Origin of the sequence: Chelatococcus asaccharovorans (assembly GCF_003201475.1) — a bacterium.
Classification (GTDB): Bacteria; Pseudomonadota; Alphaproteobacteria; order Rhizobiales; family Beijerinckiaceae; genus Chelatococcus; species Chelatococcus asaccharovorans.
Map to the genome: position 1 here is coordinate 1 of NZ_QJJK01000010.1, position 17,292 is coordinate 17,292.

A 17,292-nucleotide genomic window follows, 5' to 3' on the forward strand; every position below is an offset into this window, starting at 1 on the left:
CTCCTGGATCGACGCCTACAACACCCGACGACCCCACTCGGCCCTCAACGGCATCCCGCCATTCCAGAGGCTGAACAACCTTCTTGGAAACGACATCTAGAGCCGCTCGATGGCCAATGCGATTCCCTGGCCGCCGCCGATGCACATCGTCACCAGACCCCGGCGCCCGCCGGTCCGTATCAACTCGTGCAGGGCCTTGATCACGAGGATGACCCCGGTCGCGCCGACGGGATGGCCGAGCGCGATCGCGCCGCCATTCGGGTTCACCCGCGCCGGATCGAGATCGAGGGCCCGCGTCACGGCGACGGCCTGGGCCGCGAAGGCCTCGTTCGACTCGACGACGTCGAAATCCGCCACGGCGAGGCCGGTCGCCTGCAGCAGACGCTGGACCGCGGGTACGGGCCCGAGTCCCATGACATCGGGGCTGACACCGGCCACGGCATAACCGACGAGGCGCGCCAAGGGCTCGCAGCCGGCCTGCCGTGCGGTCTCTGCGCGCGCCAGAACCAGCGCCGCAGCCCCGTCATTGATGCCCGAGGCGTTTCCGGCCGTCACGGTTCCGTCCTTCCGGAAGACTGGCCGCAAGCCCGCAAGCGCCTCGGCGGAGGTCTGCTTGGGATGCTCGTCGATGGCGAACTGCAGCGGTCCCTTGCGCGTCTTGACCTCGACCGCGACGATCTGATCCGCGAAGCGGCCCTCGGCCTGGGCGCGGGCGGTCCGGCTCTGGCTTTCCAGGGCGAAGGCGTCCTGGTCGGCGCGGCTGATACCGTGGCGGGCCGCCACATTCTCCGCCGTGATCCCCATGGCGCCGCTCCCGAAGGGACATGTCAGCGTGCCCGACAGCATATCGACCATCACCGCATCGCCCATCTTCTGGCCGAAGCGTGCGGAGGGAAGATTGTAGGGCGCGCGCGACATGCATTCGGCCCCGCCCACCAGGGCGAAATCCGCCTCCCCGAGCAGCAGCGCCTGGGCGGCGGAGACGATCGCCTGCACGCCGGAGCCGCAGAGGCGGTTCACACTCATCGCCGTCGCCGTTTCCGGAACGCCTGCCCCCATCGCCGCGACGCGGGACAGATACATGTCCCGCGGTTCGGTGTTGATGACATGGCCGAACACCGCCGTGCCGATCCGCTCCGGCGGAAGCCCGCAGCGCTCGATCGCCGCCCGTGCGGCGACGACCCCCAGTTCATGGGGCGCGAAGCCGGAGAGGGCACCGCCGAAGCCGCCGATCGCCGTACGAGCGCCGGCGAGGACCACGACCTCCCGCATCATGCCTGTTTCCTCCAGCCGCCCCGGCCGGGCTCGTCGACCGAAACGCCGAGCTTGGCCGCGATGTCGGCGCGCAGGATGGCCTTGTCGAGCTTGCCGACGCGCGTCACCGGCAAGGCTTCTATGGTTTCGACCCGCTCGGGCCATTTGAACTTGGCAAGCCCCTGGCTCTCCAGAAAGGAGCCGAGCTCAGCGACGGTGGGAGCCTGCTGGCGCTCCCTCGGCACGATATAGACGCAGATCCGTTCGCCGAGCGTCGCATCCGGCATGCCGATGACCGCGCATTGCAGCACGGCCGGATGCGCGACCACCGCGGTCTCGAGCTCTTCGGCGTTGACCTTCTCATGGCCGCGATTGACCAGATCCTTGTTGCGCCCCGAAAAGGCGTAATAGGTTTCGCCATCGATCCGGCGCCTGATCAGCAGATCGCCGGACCGATAAAAGCCCTGTGCATCGACGCATTGCGCATTGCGGTCCGGGGCATTGTAATAGCCGGCGAAGGTATAGGGTCCGCGGCAGACGAGTTCGCCGGGCTCGTCGTCCTCGACCTCCTCATCCGTGCCCGCCCGGACCAGGCGGACTTCGTCGAAAGCGGACATCGGCCGGCCGACACCCCAGTCGATGACCTCCTCCGGATCGTCGAGATGGGTGTACATGTTCACTCCCTCGGTCATGCCGAACATGCTGTGGCTCGGTAAGCCGAATTTGGTCCGGAAAACCCGTGCCGCATCGGGCGACCAGACGGCCCTGACGCGGTCCAGCGTCGCGAGTCCCCGGTCCAGCATGGTCTCCAGCCGGGGCAGCAGCGGCCGGATCAAGCCCAGCCAGGTCGGCCGAGCGCGGCGTAGGATGTCGCCCCAGGCCTCCGGCGTCATCTCTGCCGGAATCGCGAAGGCCGCACCGCTGAGCAGGGTCGGCCCCCAGAAGCAGACCATGCAGGCATTGTGGATCATCGGCATCGGCATGAACATCACATCCTCCGCTGTATAGCCGAGCGTCTGCGCCGTAAGCAGCATGTTCAGCAGATAATCGTTCGACATGCGCGGAATGATCTTGGGCACGCCGGTGGTGCCACCCGAAAGCTGGAATACGCAGACCTGGAACGGATCATGCTCGATCGCCTCCACCGTCCGGCGCGCGGCCTTCGGATCCGTCGCGGCGAGCAGGTCGTCGAAGGACAGGCAGCCGTCGCGGCGGCCGCGAAGCACGATCACATGCCGCATGGTCGGAATCTCCGCCGTCATCTTCAGTGCGAAGGCCGGCAGATCCGCCTTCGGGTCGTCGCCTTGAACGATGTGGATGCGGGCATCGGCGTGGCAGCCGAGATAGCCGATCTCGTGCTCGCGATGCGAGGCGAGGGTGCAGACCGGAATGACGCCGGCCTTGAGACAGCCGATGAAGGCGAACAGAAGCTCGCGGCAATTGCCGCTCTGGAAGAGCGCGCGCTCCTGCGGCTTGATCCCGAGCCCAATCAGGGCGGCGCCGAAACGGTCGCTGATCTCGTCGAGCTCGGCATAGGTCACGTCACCTTCGGGGGTGTAAAGGGCGATCCGCGCGGCGTGCCGGGCGAAGGACCGGCGGAAGGCCGTCGCCAACGATTCGAGCGGCAGCGCGCCGGCCTCGACATAACGGCGCAGACGCTCGGGGTCCGCGTAAACGACGCCGGGCAGCGGATTTCTCACCTGGTTCTGCATGGTTCAACCTCCCTCGGTCCTGTTTTTTATCGATCGCATCGGTCTGCCGGCCGGCTCGGCCGGTCAGCGGAAGCGTTCCTCCAGCCAATCGCGGATCAGGGTCGCGGCGATCTCCTGTCCGGGACGCTCGTCCGGCTCGAGCGGCTGGCCGTGATGGTTTCCGCGCACGGAGTGACGGCGCTTGTCCGGCGCCGCGACCGACGCGAAGATCGCGTCCAGCTCCGTGCCGAACACGGTGTTGTCGCCGGAATATCCGATGATGAGCGTCGGCTGATGGATGGCGGGGCCGCAGCGCTCGAAGGATGCGTTCGACGACAGTCCCGACCAGGTCGAGAGCCAGCTCTCCGGGGTGCAGACCCGCGCGAATCCGATGCTGCCGAGATTCGAGGCGTAAGGGTCGGCGCCCCAGACCGTGCCCCAATGCCGGTCCGACGGATCGAGCGAGAGATCGTAGCACCGCAGATCAGCGTTGGTCCGCCAGACTTGGAACACGCCGCCGAAAGCGGCGCGGCGCGGATCGCCGCCCTGCCCGGACTTGATCAGCTTGCGCTCCTCCAGCCGGGCCTGAATCAGCCCGCGGGCGCGGGCATCGATCCGCGCGACGCGCTCCGCCTGTGCCGCCCGATAGCGGGCGACGAAATCGGCGGTGTAGCGCGCGCCTCCCGGCGGCGGCTCGAAACCATTGGCCGGCGAAAACGGATCGAGCGCCGGATCAACCGACATCGCATCGTCTTCATCGGTGACGGAAGGGTCGATCAGGTTTTGCAGGAGCTTGCCCTGTCCGGGGTGCGGCGCGAGCCCGATCAGCCCATCGACCCGCGGCAGATGGGCTTCGGCGAGCCCCGTCGGACGGCCGCCGGGGCTGCGGGCAATCCGCTGCGTCCCCGTGGCTTCCGATTGCTGGATGTAGAAGGCGAAGAGCGCGGCTCCGCCGGAATTGCCGAGCAGCACGATACGCGCGAAGCCGGCCTCGCGCAGGAAGGCGAGCCCGGCGGCGAGATCGAGCAGGGCGGTTTCATGCTCCAGCCTGATGTCGTTGCCGACGCTGCGCGCGCCCTGAACCCAGCAGGCATAGCCGGCCGCAACCAGATGCGGCACCATGTAATGCGTCAACAGCAATTCGCGCGGATGCATGATGACGATGGCGGTGGTTTCCCCTCCGCGCGCATGAAGGCAACCGACGATCTGGGCGCCGTCCTCCGTGGCGAGTGGCATCACCCGGCTGCGCATGGTTTCAGGCAGGAGCGCGGGGTTCCAGGAGGCGCCCCGCAGCCCCGCGGTCACCCTGCGCTCGATCTTCCCCGCTTGTGACTCGGTGCTCATCGCAGGCTCTTCTCCGTCATCGCCGTCAATGTCCCTGGTCGGGGAGGATCGGCAGGTTGGTTGGCGCAAGACGCAGCTTTCCGGGAGAAAAATGCGTGATCCGCCCATCCAGGCCGCCCGTCAGGCAGCCGAACCAGACCGCTTCGCCGAGCTTCGTCGCGGCGCGGTCGATTTCGATCTCTTCATGGAATTCGATGAAGGTGTAGCCGGCGACGACGTCATGGACCGTGCAGGCGGGATCCCGGCGGGCATTCTCGACCAGGGACCGGAAATCGGGGACGTCCAGAACATAGAAGCCGCTCATCGCGCCGTCTCCCTTCCCGAGAGGGCGGCGTCCTGCCGGGCTCGCACGAGTTCGCCCTTGGCCCGCCAGAACTGCTCGATATTCGTCCAGCCTTCCGCTCCTTCGAGCCGCAGCGCCGCTTCGATCGTCAGCTCAGCATCGACCGCGTCGATCTGCTCGACATCGCGCAGCGAGCGCGTGATCTCGAGCGGATAGCCGTTCGGATCCCGGAAATAGATCGATTCGATGATTTCATGGGTGATGAACTGGCTGACCTTCACGCCGGCGTCCTGCAGACGTTTCTGCCATGCCAGAAGTTCAGCCTCGGTCGAGACCCGCCAGGCGGTGTGGTTGGCCAGCGACATGTAGCCGCGCGGCACTTTCAGCTCCGGCGGCTGCTCGGTGCCGATGTAATGGAAGAAGGCGATCAGGCTTTCATTGCCGCTGTCGAAGAAGAAATGCAGGAAGTCCGCATGCTGTTCATCGACGCGGCCCCAACCTTTCGCTGTCACCGCGTGGACGAGGGGCAACCCCATGATGTCGCGGTAGAAGTGAACCGTTTCCTTGAGCTTCCAAGTCGGATGGGCGGTGTGGTCGACGCCGTTGAGCCGCAATGTTTCCGGATGGTTCGACATCTCATGTCCTCCTGATTGTCTCGTTGTAACGCTCTCGCGGCGCGGCCTCGGAGCCGAACGTCACGGCGCGCTTCGTCCAGTCTTCCAGCAGCCGGGCGCGCGGGGCGGTTCGCAGATGGCCGGCGGCGGCGGCCGGCCCGAGCGCGGCGACGCGGTCCGCCGCCGCCAGCAGCCGTGCCGGATCGAGCCCCGTCTGCAGACCTTCGCACGCGAGCGCGAAGGCGACATCCTCGGAAGCCGCATTGCCGGTGGCGCCGGGGGCGAAAGGGCAGCCGCCGAGGCCGCCCGCTGCCGCGTCGAAGACTCTGACGCCGCTTTCGGCGGCAGCGAGCACATTGGCGATCGCAAAGCCGTAAGTGTCATGCGGATGGAAGGCGACTCCGCCCGCGCCGCTGCCGCGCATGGCCTGATCGAACAGGGCGCGGACCTGAGAGGGAAATGCGCGCCCCGTGGTGTCGCAGAGACAGATCTCCGCGTGAGGCGCAAGGGTCAGGACCTGCCGCATCAGCTCGAGCGTGCGCGCCATCGGCACGGCTCCCTCGAACGGGCTGTCGAAGCTCGTCGCCAGATCGATGCGAAGATGCGCCAGCTCCGCGTCATGCTCGGCGACTAGGCCGGCGAGCTCGGCGACGGATCGCGCGGTATCGCAGCCGACATTGGCGCGGTTGTGCCGCTCGCAGACGGACAGGACGAAGACGAGTTCGCGCAGGCCGGCCGCAATCGCCGCGGCGGCGCCCCGGCGATTGGGCACCAGCGCGGCGGGGCGGCAAGCGTCGAGCCGCGGCAGGCAAGCTGCGGCAACGGCCGCCGCATCGGTCATCTGCGGCAGAGCACGCGGGCTGACGAAGGCGCCGATCTCCATGCGCGCGAAGCCGGCCGCCGCGAGCGCCTCGACGATCTCGATCTTCTCCTGCGTCGGCACGATGTCGCGCAGAGACTGGAAGCCGTCGCGCGGCGCGACCTCGACCACCGTCACATCGACCGTCACCGCTCGTCCACCCTGTGTTGATCGGCACCGACCGCCCTGGCCGCGTGAGCGAGCCGCCCGGGATGGTTGCGCAGACGCGGGACCAGACCCGGCGTGGCGATCCGATCGCCATCGTCGCTGCTGACCTCCGCGATCGCGCCGCGCGCTTGAAAATGCGGGTCTGCGACGATGTCGGCGATCGAATTGACCGGGCCTGCGGGAACGCCAGCCGCCGCCAGGATCGCCAAGGCGGGCTCCAGCGCCCTTGCGCCGGCCCAGGCGGAGATGATGTCGTCGAGCGCGGCGCTATGACCGATTCTGGCCTGGTTGGTGGCGAAGCGCGGGTCGGCGGCGGTGCCCTCCTGCCCCATGGCGGCGCAAAGGCGACGGAAGATCGGTTCGGAATTGGCCGCGATCGACAGATGGCGGCCATCGGCGGTCGTATAGATTCCGCTCGGCGCCGCGCGCAGATAGCGATTTCCGGCGCGTTCCGTGACGCGGCCGGCATGGGCATATTCCGGCAGGAGCGCCTCTGACAGGCTGAACAGCCCTTCGACCAGCGATACGTCGATATGGTCGCCGCGCCCGTCGCGCCTGCGGGCCTGGAGGGCGGCGAGCGTCCCGAAGGCGGCGTACAGCGCCGCAATCTCGTCGCCCACCGACAGCCCGACCCGCACCGGCGGCCGGTCCTCATAGCCGGTGACGTACCGAAAACCGCTGATGCCCTCGGCAATATGGCCGAAGCCGGGACGCTCCGCCTTGGGGCCGTCCTGTCCGTAGCCCGAGATCGAAACATAGATCAGCCCGGGATGTTCCGCGGCGAGCTCGGCATAGCCCATCCCCCAGCCCGCCATCACCCCGGGGCGGAAATTCTCGATGACGGCGTCGGCGCCGAGGATCAGCTCGCGAGCGCGAAGGCGGTCATCGCGTTGCCGCAGATCGAGGCAGACGAAGGATTTGTTGCGGTTATGCGATTTGAACCACCAGGAGGTGCCGTCGGGAGCAAGCTCGCCCCAGCGGCGCAGATGGTCGCCCTCGGGCGGCTCGATCTTGACGACATCGGCGCCGAAATCGGCCAGCAGACGCGCGGCCGCCGGCGCCGCGACAGTGGAGCCCAGTTCGATGACGCGGATGCCGTCGAGGGGAAGCGCTTTCATGGATTCCGCTCCTCGCCGGGAGCAGCGTCGGCCTGCCGCGCGTAAGCCTCCAACCTCTCGCGCAGAGCTTGGGGGATGGCGCAGGCGCGCCGAGTCGCCGGTTCGATGACGATTGGGGTGAGAGCAGCCGAAAAGCAGGGCTCCCCGCTTTCGACATGCCGGGCCTCCAGCGCGAGATCGAAGGTTCGGGTGCGCAAGGCTCCGACGCGCATCTGCATGTCGAACCATTCTCCCGGCCAGAGCGAACGGTGAAAGGTGAGATTCAGCGCCTTCATCGGCAGCCCCCATCCGGCGCCGTCCAGGGCCTGATGCATCGGCGCACCGAGCAGATGGCTGATCAGATACTCGAAACCGCTGAGCGCATAATCCGAGAACCGCGCCGTGTAGACGACACCCGCCGGATCGCATTCTCCCCAGCGGACCCGCCGCCGAACCGTCACGGGACGGGTGCGGAGAAGATATTCGTCGCCATGGCTGGAGATGTCGGCCATCACGCGCCAACCGTCTCGAGACGTCTGTCGGAGAATGTGCCGTATCGATCGACGAAACGGGGAAATTCCTGGCTCAGCCGCTCATCGGAGATACGGCCGGTCCGCTGGAGATAGTCGAAGACGAGATCCACCGGCCCCAGCCTCGCCATGCGATCCGGGAAGGTCTCATACCAGGTGAAGCTGCCTTCGGTGGCGTCGAGCATCTTCTGCTTCTGGGGCGCGCGGATCGCCTCGAAGGCGCGAAAGGTCGCCTGCACGTCGTCGGGATGGTCCTTGAGCGCATCGGCAAGCGCGATGGAGTCTTCCATCGCGATGCGGGTTCCGGATCCGATTGATGGATGGGCGCTGTGCAGGGCGTCGCCGATCAGAACGGTGTTGCCCGCATGCCAGCGACTGCAGCGGATCACCGGCAGATTGCGCCAAATGGAGTGGTTGGAGAGCAGCGGTTCGCCGCGCAGTTCCGGCTCGAAGATCCGTTCGGCGAGGGTCTGGCGCTCGCGGTCGCTCATCGCCGCCAGACCGCAGCGTTGCCAAGTCGCAGCGTCGCATTCGATCACGACTGTGCTCATGGCTTCGCTGTAGGGATAGGCGACGGCGATGAAATGACCTTGTCCCGCTTTGCGGAACACCAATACGGGATAGGGGAAATGTCGCTTCGTGCCATACCAGGCCATGCGGCTCGAGAGCGTGCGCGTCGTCGCGCCGAAAGCCGCCTCGTTGCCAGCGCGAACGAGCGAGTTGATGCCGTCGGCCCCGACGATCATGTCGGCGTCGAGCGCGTTCGCCTCGACCCGCCTTTCGTAATGGACCTGGACCCCGGCTTCCTCGCAGCAATCCTGAAGGATGTTCAACAACCTCAGCCGAGGCACCGCCCCGCCGAACGCCACCCCCTCGATGAAAACGGAATCCTCGCGATGGCGCAGGATTTGATGCCGCGTCACATACATCGCTGCCGAGAGGCGCGCGAAGGAATCAGGATCCGCCCGCTCCATCCGCGACAGGCCGCGATCGGCCAGCACGATTCCGAAGCCATAGGTGGCGTCGCACGGATTCTGCTCGAAAACCTCGATCTCGCAATGGGGAAGACGCTTTTTCGCCAGCAGCGCAAAGTAAAGCCCGGCCGGCCCGGCTCCGATAACCTTGATCTTCATCATTCAGTCCTCGGCGGGCGAGCGGCATGGTCGCGGCCGCCGCGCGGACTCGATCCGCGCATGCGTGAAACCCGCCATGTCTCGGGCAGAGCGTCACGCCAATCCGCTGAACACGATGCTCCCTGCATAGGCGAAACCCCACCCGCCGCTCTCTTGTGAAGGAGGCAGTCGATCGGACATCGACTTCATCGACTATTATTCGACTCTCGTGTCGAGTCAAGCGACTTGCGATCGCGCCCGTGATCCGTGCGGGTCGCCAGGGGCCGCTGTGCGGCGCATAGCGCCGAGGGCGACCGGATCTCGGTCTGTTGGGAAGCCGGTCCGACCGGACTCTGCCGGCCAAGTTGTGATGTCCGGGCGCGCCGGCGCACGCGCCGAGGCGGACCAGCCCGGTTTGGCTCCGGCGAGAGGCCTGCGAACCGGCGCTATGGTTCGGAAGGCCCATAGAAGTGCAGGAACAACTCGATCGCAGCCTCGATCTGCGCGTCGATCTCGGCGCGGCGCGGCGGGGTTGCCGGCAGCAGCAGGCCACGGATGTCGAGATCGCCTCTCACGATGCTGAGAAACTGGACCGCGGCCAAGGCCGGGTTCGCAACCCGCAGCCGGCCGGCCTCATGCGCTTCTGCGAGAAGCTTCGCGAGACGCTCCGTGAGGGCCCTCGGGCCGCTTTCGAAGATCGCCGCTCCGATCGCCGGAAATCGCGGCACGACGCCGATGACGGCGCGCTGCAGGAACATGGTGTGCTCCGACAGGAAGATCTCGACGAATTTCGTGGCGACGCTCCTCGGTTCTGTCGCAAGCGAGGAAATGAGTCAATGAACGTCTGCTTTGGCCCGTTCGTCAGTAGGCGAGGATTCCGAACGGTTCTGTCGCAAACTCTTCGGTAATGACGGCGAGGGCATGAAGGCTCCTTGGTTTCGGGGAGTTCGCCATGTTCAAGGGTCGTCATTTCGACCGGTCCGTGATCCTGCTGTGTGTACGCTGGTACCCCGCCTACAATCTCAGCCTGCGTGATCTGGAAGAGATGATGGCGGAACGTGGCCTGAGCGTCGATCACTCCACTGTGCATCGCTGGGTCGTCCGCTTCGCGCCGCAGCTCCCGGAGCGCTTCAACCGGCGCAAGCGGGCCGTCACCGGCAAGTGGTACCTGGACGAGACCTACATCAAGGTCCGCGGTCAATGGATGTATCTCTACCGGGCCATCGACAGTGCAGGTGACACGGTGGAGTTTTTCTTCAGCGAACGCCGCGATCTGATGGCTGCCAAGCGCTTCCTGCGCAGGGCGTTTCAGCGCCATGGCCGCCCCGAGCGGATCGTCATCGACGGTAGCCAGACCAATCGCGAGGCGGTCATTGCCTGCGATGGCGAAAGCCGGCTGCGTGATCATTCACGACGAAATCTGACGCCGATCCGCATTCGGCAGAGCCAGTACCTGAACAACCGCATCGAGCAGGATCATCGGCGTATCAAGCGCCGCATCGGATCAATGCTCGGCTTCAAGTCGCAGGCGAGCGCAACAATCATCCTGTCCGGCATCGAGATGATCCACATGATGCGCAAACGTCAGGCGAGATATGCCTACAATCCCCATCCCTCGATCGTCGAGCAGTTCGGAATCCTCGCCTACTGACGAACGGGCCAAGGCAGACGTTCACTAACTCATTTCCTCGTTTGCGACAGAACCAGATGGAATCGTCTGATGCCATATAAGTCTATGGATTTGCTCGTTAATTTTTGAGCGGAGCAAGTCCGCAAAAGACGGACTTGTTCTACCGCGCCTTGACGGCCTTCTCCAGGGCGACGATTCCCGCTGCGAAGGTATCCTGTCCGACCTGCTGGCGAATGCGCGCCTCGTCCTCCGGGCCGACGTCGAAGGTGGCGTACCATTCCACGAAGGTCTTGTTGCCTTCAGTAATGGGCTTGACCGCGAAAGTCGCCACATAGTTCTCGATCGGCATCGGCGAGACGAGGATGTTATAGGTGAAGCTGCGGTCGAGATCGGAGAAGGACAGCAGACGTTCGCGCAGGTGGCCGCCTGCAGTCGTCGTGAAATTACGGACGCAGCCGACCTGATCACTCGGCTTGCCATCCTCGACGTCGCTTTTCGCAATCAAGGGATGCCACTCGCCGTGACCATTATAGTCACGCGCATAGGCCCAGACCTTGTCGACGGGCGCGTCGATGATTCCGCTGACATAAACCTTGGCCATCGCGTTTTCTCCCGCAGTCTTGTTGCTCGAATAGGTTTGGTTCGTTCCAGGATCTCCAGAGCAAGTCCGTCTGTTGCGGACTTGGCTCGGCTCCAAAATTAACAAGCAAATTCAGCGGCTCTAGAGCATTTTCGAGCGAAGTGGACACCGGTTCGCGTGAAGAAAATGCGCTAAAACAAAGACATGGAGCATTTTCGCGATTCGGAGAAACGCGAAAATGCTCTAGGACACGTCGCCGCCCGTGCGACGGATCGTCTTGAAATGCCGCGTCTGCTCGGTGAGCGCGATCTCCGAGGGCAGGCGCTCCATGCTGCTGGCGCCGTAGAAGCCATGACAGGCCGGGCATCGGTCGAGCACATAGCGCGCGTCCTCCGGTGTGGAAATCGGCCCGCCGTGGCACAGGATGATGACGTTGTCGCGAACAGCACGTGCAGCGGCCGCAATCGCGGCGATCCGCGCGACGCAGTCGTCGAGGGTCAGGGCGGTCTCCGCACCGATGGCGCCACCCGTCGTCAGCCCCATATGGGCAACGATGATGTCGGCGCCAGCTTCGGTCATGGCGCGGGCATCATCTTCGTTGAACACATAAGGTGTCGTCAGCATGTTCTTGGCATGGGCCAACCGGATGAGATCGACCTCCAGGTCGTAGCCCATGCCGGTCTCTTCCAGATTGGCGCGGAAGACGCCGTCGATCAGGCCGACGGTCGGGAAATTCTGCACCCCGGCGAAGCCGATGGCTTTCAGATGATCGAGAAAGCTGTCGAAATGGCAGAATGGATCGGTGCCGTTCACACCCGCCAGAACGGGCGTGTGCCGCACGACCGGGAGGACCTCGCGGGCCATGTCCACGACGATCTCGTTGGCATTGCCATAAGCGAGAACGCCGGCGAGAGAACCACGCCCTGCCATGCGGTAGCGGCCTGAATTGTAAATGACGATGAGGTCGATGCCGCCGGCCTCCTCACATTTGGCCGACAGACCCGTGCCCGCCCCGCCGCCGATGATGGGCTCGCCCCGCGCGATCATGGCCCGGAAGCGGGCGAGGAGGTCTTGTCTATCAACGGCCATGACTGGCACTCCGGACTGCATCTTCAAGCTCTTGGACGACGATATCCGCAAAGGCTTCGTCATTGATGGCGTGGGGGACACGCATGATCCTTCGTCGCTTCGTCTGCTTTACGGTGCGCTCCAGCGCATTGAAGAGGGCGGCGTCCGCCTCGGGATCATGGAACGCCTGGCCGGGCGCATCGAGCAGGGAGACCCCGCCGAGGGGCAGGAGGAAGCGGACCTCGCCCTCGCAGCGGTTGAGCCGTTCGCCGATCCACTCGCCCATGCGGGCGTTCTCGTCCGCTGTCGTGCGCATGAGCGTCACCTGCGGGTTGTGGTGATAGAACAGCCTGCCCGCATAGCGCTCCGGCACCGTCTCGGGCGCGCCGAAATTCACCATGTCGAGCGCGCCGCAGGACCCGACATAGGGCACCTTTGAGCGCGCGATCGCACCGAACCGGTCGTCCGTACAGGGGAAGATGCCACCCATCAGCCGATCGCAGACCTCGGTGGTGGTGAGATCGGCGACCGCGGCGAGAAGCCCGGACGAGGCGAGCTTTTCCATGGACTGGCCACCGGTGCCCGTGGCGTGAAAGACGAGGCAGTCGTACCGTGCCGCAAGACGTTCGGTCACCGCATTCACGCAGGGCGTGGTGACGCCGAACATGGTGAGGCCGACGGCCGGCCTGGTTTCGGCGTGGTTGTCCCGCTTCGGGCGATGGCGCGCCATGCCGGCCATCGCATGGGCGGCATTGGCCAGAACCACGCGCGCTATGCGGTTGAGCCCGGCGATATCCGTCACGGAATACATCATGGCGATGTCGCTCGGGCCGACATAACCGGCGACCTGGCCCGAGGCGACCGTCGAGACGATCAGCTTCGGGACGCCGATCGGCAGTGCCCGAAGGGCCGGCGCAACCAGCGCCGTGCCGCCCGAGCCGCCGATGCCGATTACGCCGGCGACATCATTGCGGCTGGCGAGGAAGCGCTGGAATGCCTCCGCCATGGCGGCGACGGCCGTGCCGCGGTCACCGGTGAAGACCGCTTCAGTGCCGCCGGGATGGTGGCCGGCGATCTCGCGGGCGGATATGTCGGCCGCCCCGCCATGCGGCAGGGTCGAGAGATCGGCCGTAACAGCCGCAACGCCGTCTGCACGGACGAGATCGCGGATATAGGCGAGCTCGGCGCCCTTGGTGTCGGCAGTACCCACCACATAGACGCGGCCGGTCATGGGATCGGCTCCATGGGAGCGACGCGCTCGTTGACGAAGGCCTGTTGCGCAATCGCATCCGGCCTGGCCCAGCGGATCCCGTTGGCGATCACGTGGATGACCGTCGGATCATGATAGGTGGGAAAGGTTTCGTGCCCCGGCTGGAAATAGAAGATGCGGCCGAGGCCCCGCTTGTAGCAGCAGCCGCTGCGGAACGCCTCGCCGCCCTTGAACCAGCCGAGGAAGACGATCTCGTCCGGCGCCGGCACGGCGAAGGGCTCGCCATACATTTCCTCCCGTTCGAGCGTGAAATGGGCCGGAATGCCGGCTGCAATCGGGTGGGAGGGATCGACCGTCCAGATGCGTTCGCGCTCGCCGTCGGCGCGCCATTTCAGGGTGCAGGGGGTCCCCATCAGGCGTTTGAACACCTTGGAGAAATGCCCGGAGTGCAGCACGACGAGGCCCATGCCCGCATGGACCCGCGCGCAGACGCGCATCGCGAGGTCGTCGCTGACCTCGTCATGGTGACGGTGCCCCCACCAAACGAGCACATCCGTCTGGTCGAGGACTTCATCCGGCAGGCCCTGCGCCGGTTCGTCGAGCGTTGCGGTGCCGATCTCTCCGAGGTCGTGGTGGGAGAGCCCCGCCCGCAAGGCCTCGTGGATCCCCTGCGGATAGATTGCTGCCACGGCCGGATTGGCTTTCTCGTGGCGATATTCGTTCCAGATGGTCACGCGCATGGCAGGCGTCCCTTCATTTCAGCGCACCAGCCGTCAGGCCGGCGACGATTTTCCGCTGCATGATGAGGAAAAGGATGATGACGGGGGCGACGAAGACCGAGGAGAAGGCCATCACACGATGCCAGTCCGCATATTCGGCGCCGACGAAGCTGTAGATGCCGACCGTCGCCGGCTGAAGCTCCTGGTCGCTCATCAGGGTCAGCGCATAGACGAACTGGCCGTAGGCCTGCACGAAGGCGAGCGTGCCGACGACGATGAGCGGCGTGCGCATCAAGGGAAGCACGATGCGCCAGAAGGTCTGCCAGCTGTTGCAGCCATCGACGCGGGAGGCTTCCTCAAGCTCGATCGGCACCTGGCGGAACATCGGGCGCAGCACCACCAGCGCAAAGGCCAATGTCTTCGAGGTTGTCGCCAGAATGACCGCCGCGAAGGTATTGAGGATATCGAGTGCCCGGAAGATGATGAACATCGGCGTCGCCAGCAAGGCCTCGGGAAAGACTTGCAGCATCAGCACCGTGACCAGGGCAACATCGACAAGCCGGTTGCGCAGGCGGCTCATCGCATAGGCGCCCATGGCGCCCATGACGAGCGTGAGAATCGTCACCGGCGCGGCGATGGCGATGCTGTTGCGCAAATAGCGGAGGACGTTCTCCCGGGCGAAGACATGGGCAAAGGCCTCGAGCGTCGGATTTTGCGGAATGAGCGTCGGCGGATTGGCGAAGATCTCCGCCGAGGTCTTGAGCCCCGACGTGAACATCCAGTAGATCGGGAAGAGATAAAGCGCGACGCCGCAAATCGCGATCAAGGTATAGGGCCAGCCGACACGCGGCGCGGTCGCGATACGGACGCTCACGATACCGCCTCCTTCTTGAGCGTGCGCACGTAAACGAGCGCGACGACGAAGACGATCACGAAGGAAAAAGTACCGATCGCGGAGCCGATACCGAATTTGAACTGCTGGAAGGAGAATTGGTATGACAAGAGCGGCAAGACGTTGCTCGCGTCCAGCGGCCCGCCCTGTGTCATCGCGTAGATGAGGTCGAAGGCCCGCATGGTGTAGATCGTGACGAGGCAGGCGACGGCGAGAAGGGTCGCGGTCAGGCTCGGCAAGGTGATGTAACGGAACCGCGCGACCGCACCCGCACCGTCGAGCGCGGCCGCCTCATAGAGTTCGCGCGGGATGGCGATGAGGGCGGCGGCGATCAGGATCATGCTGAAGGGCATGCCGAACCAGATATTGGCGATCGTCACCGAGGTCAGGGCGATACGCGGATCCGACAGCCAGTGCACGCCGGCGTCGACCAGGCCGAGCGACGTCAAGGCCGCGTTGGCGAGACCGTATTCGGTCGCGAAGATCCATTTCCACAAGGCGCCGACCACGAGCGCGGGCAGCATCCATGCCGCGAGCAAGAGGCCGCGCAGCAACCCCGCGCCGGGAAACTCCCGCGAGAAGAACAAGGCCACGGAGAGGCCGATCACGATCTGCGCGACAACATTGACGCCGACGAAGAGGATGGAATTGATGAAGACCTTGCGGAATGACGGATCCGCGATGACCTCACGGTAGTTATCCAGCCCGATGAAGGGGCGGATCATCGACGAGATGTTCCCCAGGTTCACATCCTGCACGCTCATCACGAGGTTGTAGAACACGGGAAAACCGATGAGCGCCACGAGATACGTGACGGGTATTGCAAGGAATACATAAAGAAGCGGCTGTTGAGCCTTTGCCATCAATCAGCTCCGGAAGCGGCCGGCCGGAAAGGTGATCCGGCCGGCGCGAGCTTTGGCGAGTAAGGGCCCCACCGGACAGGCGAGGCTGCCCAGCGGGTCAGAGTGGGGTTTTTGCGAGAATGGGCTGGATCTTCTTGGCCGCGTCCTGCAGCGCCTGCGCCGATGGTTTCGCGCCGGTCAACGCCTCCTGGATCGCCGTCTGCAGCGCCTTCGAGATATCCGGCCATTGCGGATGGGGTCCACGCGCCTTGGCCGATTGCATCTGCTCGCGATAGATGCCGTAGGCCTGCGGCCACCGCGGGTTCTCGACCTTCACATCGGTGCGCGGCGCCAGACGCCCCGTCTTCCAACCCTCGTTCAGGATCTTCGGGTCTGACATGAACTCGATGAATTTGAACGCGCCCTCGGGCTGCTTGGCGCCCTTCGGCACGACGAAGACATAGCCGCCGAGCGCCGACGCCGCGATGTTCTTGTCATCCTTCACGGGCAGCAGGGTCAGACGCCAGTCGAACTTGGCCTCCTTCTCCATGCGCGGCAGTTCCCACGGGCCGCCGAAGGCGATCGCCGTATTCCCGGCCATGAAGGTGTTGGCGACCTCGTATTGACGCTGGTTGATGACGTCCTTGGAGATGATGCCCGCCTTCATCATGTCGACGAGAAAATCCAGGGCTGCGGTGGCCTCGGGCTGGTCCAGCTTGTCGATCGAGCCGCCGGCCTGCGTCAGGAACGGGAGAAACTGGAACACGCCCTCCTCAGCCTGAATGGCGCTGAAGCCGAAGCCATAGACGTTCTTGGCGGGATCGCGCAGCTTCTCGGCCGCCGCCCTCAGCTCAGACCAGGTGCGCGGCGGCTTGTCCGGGTCGAGCCCCTTGGCGCGGAACATGTCGGCGTTGTAGTACAGCGCGAGCGTATTGGCATCGCGCGGCACTCCGAAGGTCTTGCCCTGCCACTGCGCCGAAGCCCAGGGGCCCTCGAAGTAGAGGCCGGGCTTGACGATCTCCGACTTGGCGACGAGAGGCGACAGGTCGGTCAGCGTGCCCTGGCCGGAAAAGCTCGCAACGACAGGATTATCGAGCGTGGCGAGATCCGGCACCGAGCCCGTGGCGGTCGCCTTGATCAACTCGGTGACCATGGATGTCGCGGGCACCACGCGCGCCTCGATGCGATATTCGTCCTGCGCCTTGTTGAAGGCTTCGATACCACCGTAGATCATATCGGTGTCGAGGTTGAACACATGCCACAGCGTGACCGTCTTGGGCGCAGCCATGGCGGTCGTGGCGACCAGGGATAAAGCGGCCGCGACGGACAAAAGCCCCGCGGACAATCGTTTTGATCTCACTGCAGTCCTCCCGATTTTATCGTTGTGCGCGGAGCATGG

Annotated in this window: 19 protein-coding genes; 2 read left to right on the forward strand and 17 right to left on the reverse strand. The window is 65.1% G+C overall.

Annotated features, from left to right (window positions below; genetic code table 11):
• A partial coding sequence (locus C7450_RS35190; RefSeq protein WP_146227229.1) for an integrase core domain-containing protein occupies nucleotides 1-100 on the forward strand: 100 nt, incomplete at its 5' end.
• Here C7450_RS35190 and bktB read toward each other — a convergent pair.
• The 10 genes from bktB to C7450_RS22320 form a co-directional block, all read right to left on the reverse strand.
• Nucleotides 97-1,272: a beta-ketothiolase BktB gene (bktB, locus tag C7450_RS22280; protein WP_110376926.1), complete on the reverse strand. Its 1,176-nt coding sequence runs from the start codon at nucleotides 1,270-1,272 to the stop codon at nucleotides 97-99. The two genes, C7450_RS35190 and bktB, sit on opposite strands and share 4 nt — an antisense overlap.
• Nucleotides 1,272-2,966: an AMP-binding protein gene (locus tag C7450_RS22285; RefSeq protein WP_110376678.1), complete on the reverse strand. Its 1,695-nt coding sequence runs from the start codon at nucleotides 2,964-2,966 to the stop codon at nucleotides 1,272-1,274. The genes bktB and C7450_RS22285 overlap by 1 nt, the downstream gene beginning before the upstream one ends.
• Nucleotides 2,967-3,029: 63 nt before the next feature.
• Entirely contained in the window at nucleotides 3,030-4,289 is a 1,260-nt protein-coding gene (locus C7450_RS22290) for an alpha/beta hydrolase (protein ID WP_110376679.1), read from the reverse strand.
• Between the two features lie 25 nt (nucleotides 4,290-4,314).
• Nucleotides 4,315-4,593: a hypothetical protein gene (locus tag C7450_RS34320; protein ID WP_210206502.1), complete on the reverse strand. Its 279-nt coding sequence runs from the start codon at nucleotides 4,591-4,593 to the stop codon at nucleotides 4,315-4,317.
• Nucleotides 4,590-5,207, reverse strand: coding sequence for a VOC family protein (locus C7450_RS22295; protein WP_210206503.1), 618 nt, complete (start codon nucleotides 5,205-5,207; stop codon nucleotides 4,590-4,592). The genes C7450_RS34320 and C7450_RS22295 overlap by 4 nt, the downstream gene beginning before the upstream one ends.
• A gap of 1 nt (nucleotide 5,208) precedes the next feature.
• Nucleotides 5,209-6,195 (reverse strand): hydroxymethylglutaryl-CoA lyase, encoded by a 987-nt coding sequence (locus tag C7450_RS22300; RefSeq protein ID WP_110376680.1) that lies wholly within the window; start codon nucleotides 6,193-6,195, stop codon nucleotides 5,209-5,211.
• Entirely contained in the window at nucleotides 6,192-7,331 is a 1,140-nt protein-coding gene (locus C7450_RS22305) for a CaiB/BaiF CoA transferase family protein (protein WP_110376681.1), read from the reverse strand. The genes C7450_RS22300 and C7450_RS22305 overlap by 4 nt, the downstream gene beginning before the upstream one ends.
• The gene (locus C7450_RS22310) at nucleotides 7,328-7,822 is read right to left on the reverse strand and encodes an acyl-CoA thioesterase (protein WP_110376682.1); all 495 of its coding nucleotides are present in this window, start codon (nucleotides 7,820-7,822) and stop codon (nucleotides 7,328-7,330) included. Before C7450_RS22310 ends, C7450_RS22305 begins: the two co-directional genes overlap by 4 nt.
• Nucleotides 7,822-8,976, reverse strand: a complete 1,155-nt coding sequence (locus C7450_RS22315) for an FAD-dependent monooxygenase (RefSeq protein WP_210206504.1) — start codon at nucleotides 8,974-8,976, stop codon at nucleotides 7,822-7,824. Before C7450_RS22315 ends, C7450_RS22310 begins: the two co-directional genes overlap by 1 nt.
• Nucleotides 8,977-9,398: 422 nt before the next feature.
• Complete coding sequence (locus tag C7450_RS22320; protein ID WP_281064284.1) at nucleotides 9,399-9,782, reverse strand: TetR/AcrR family transcriptional regulator C-terminal domain-containing protein; 384 nt, start codon at nucleotides 9,780-9,782, stop codon at nucleotides 9,399-9,401.
• A 122-nt stretch (nucleotides 9,783-9,904) separates the two neighbouring features.
• Here C7450_RS22320 and C7450_RS22325 point away from each other — a divergent pair, with 122 nt between their 5' ends.
• Entirely contained in the window at nucleotides 9,905-10,603 is a 699-nt protein-coding gene (locus C7450_RS22325; RefSeq protein ID WP_110376684.1) for an IS6 family transposase, read from the forward strand.
• Nucleotides 10,604-10,742: 139 nt separating this feature from the next.
• Here the strand turns inward: C7450_RS22325 and C7450_RS22330 are convergent, their stop codons facing one another.
• The 7 genes from C7450_RS22330 to C7450_RS22360 all read right to left on the reverse strand — a co-directional run bounded on the left by C7450_RS22330 (nucleotide 10,743) and on the right by C7450_RS22360 (nucleotide 17,253).
• Nucleotides 10,743-11,183 (reverse strand): SRPBCC family protein, encoded by a 441-nt coding sequence (locus C7450_RS22330; RefSeq protein ID WP_110376685.1) that lies wholly within the window; start codon nucleotides 11,181-11,183, stop codon nucleotides 10,743-10,745.
• Nucleotides 11,184-11,405: 222 nt separating this feature from the next.
• On the reverse strand, nucleotides 11,406-12,251 hold the full coding sequence (locus C7450_RS22335) for a phosphoenolpyruvate hydrolase family protein (protein WP_110376686.1): 846 nt from the start codon (nucleotides 12,249-12,251) through the stop codon (nucleotides 11,406-11,408).
• Complete coding sequence (locus C7450_RS22340) at nucleotides 12,241-13,461, reverse strand: Tm-1-like ATP-binding domain-containing protein (RefSeq protein ID WP_110376687.1); 1,221 nt, start codon at nucleotides 13,459-13,461, stop codon at nucleotides 12,241-12,243. The genes C7450_RS22335 and C7450_RS22340 overlap by 11 nt, the downstream gene beginning before the upstream one ends.
• A complete protein-coding gene (locus C7450_RS22345) occupies nucleotides 13,458-14,180 on the reverse strand; it encodes a ThuA domain-containing protein (RefSeq protein WP_110376688.1) in 723 nt (240 codons plus the stop codon). Before C7450_RS22345 ends, C7450_RS22340 begins: the two co-directional genes overlap by 4 nt.
• Nucleotides 14,181-14,193: 13 nt before the next feature.
• Nucleotides 14,194-15,033: a carbohydrate ABC transporter permease gene (locus C7450_RS22350; RefSeq protein WP_110376689.1), complete on the reverse strand. Its 840-nt coding sequence runs from the start codon at nucleotides 15,031-15,033 to the stop codon at nucleotides 14,194-14,196.
• Nucleotides 15,030-15,914 (reverse strand): carbohydrate ABC transporter permease, encoded by an 885-nt coding sequence (locus C7450_RS22355; RefSeq protein ID WP_110376690.1) that lies wholly within the window; start codon nucleotides 15,912-15,914, stop codon nucleotides 15,030-15,032. Before C7450_RS22355 ends, C7450_RS22350 begins: the two co-directional genes overlap by 4 nt.
• A gap of 97 nt (nucleotides 15,915-16,011) precedes the next feature.
• Entirely contained in the window at nucleotides 16,012-17,253 is a 1,242-nt protein-coding gene (locus C7450_RS22360; RefSeq protein ID WP_146227457.1) for an ABC transporter substrate-binding protein, read from the reverse strand.
• Nucleotides 17,254-17,292: the final 39 nt, after the last annotated feature.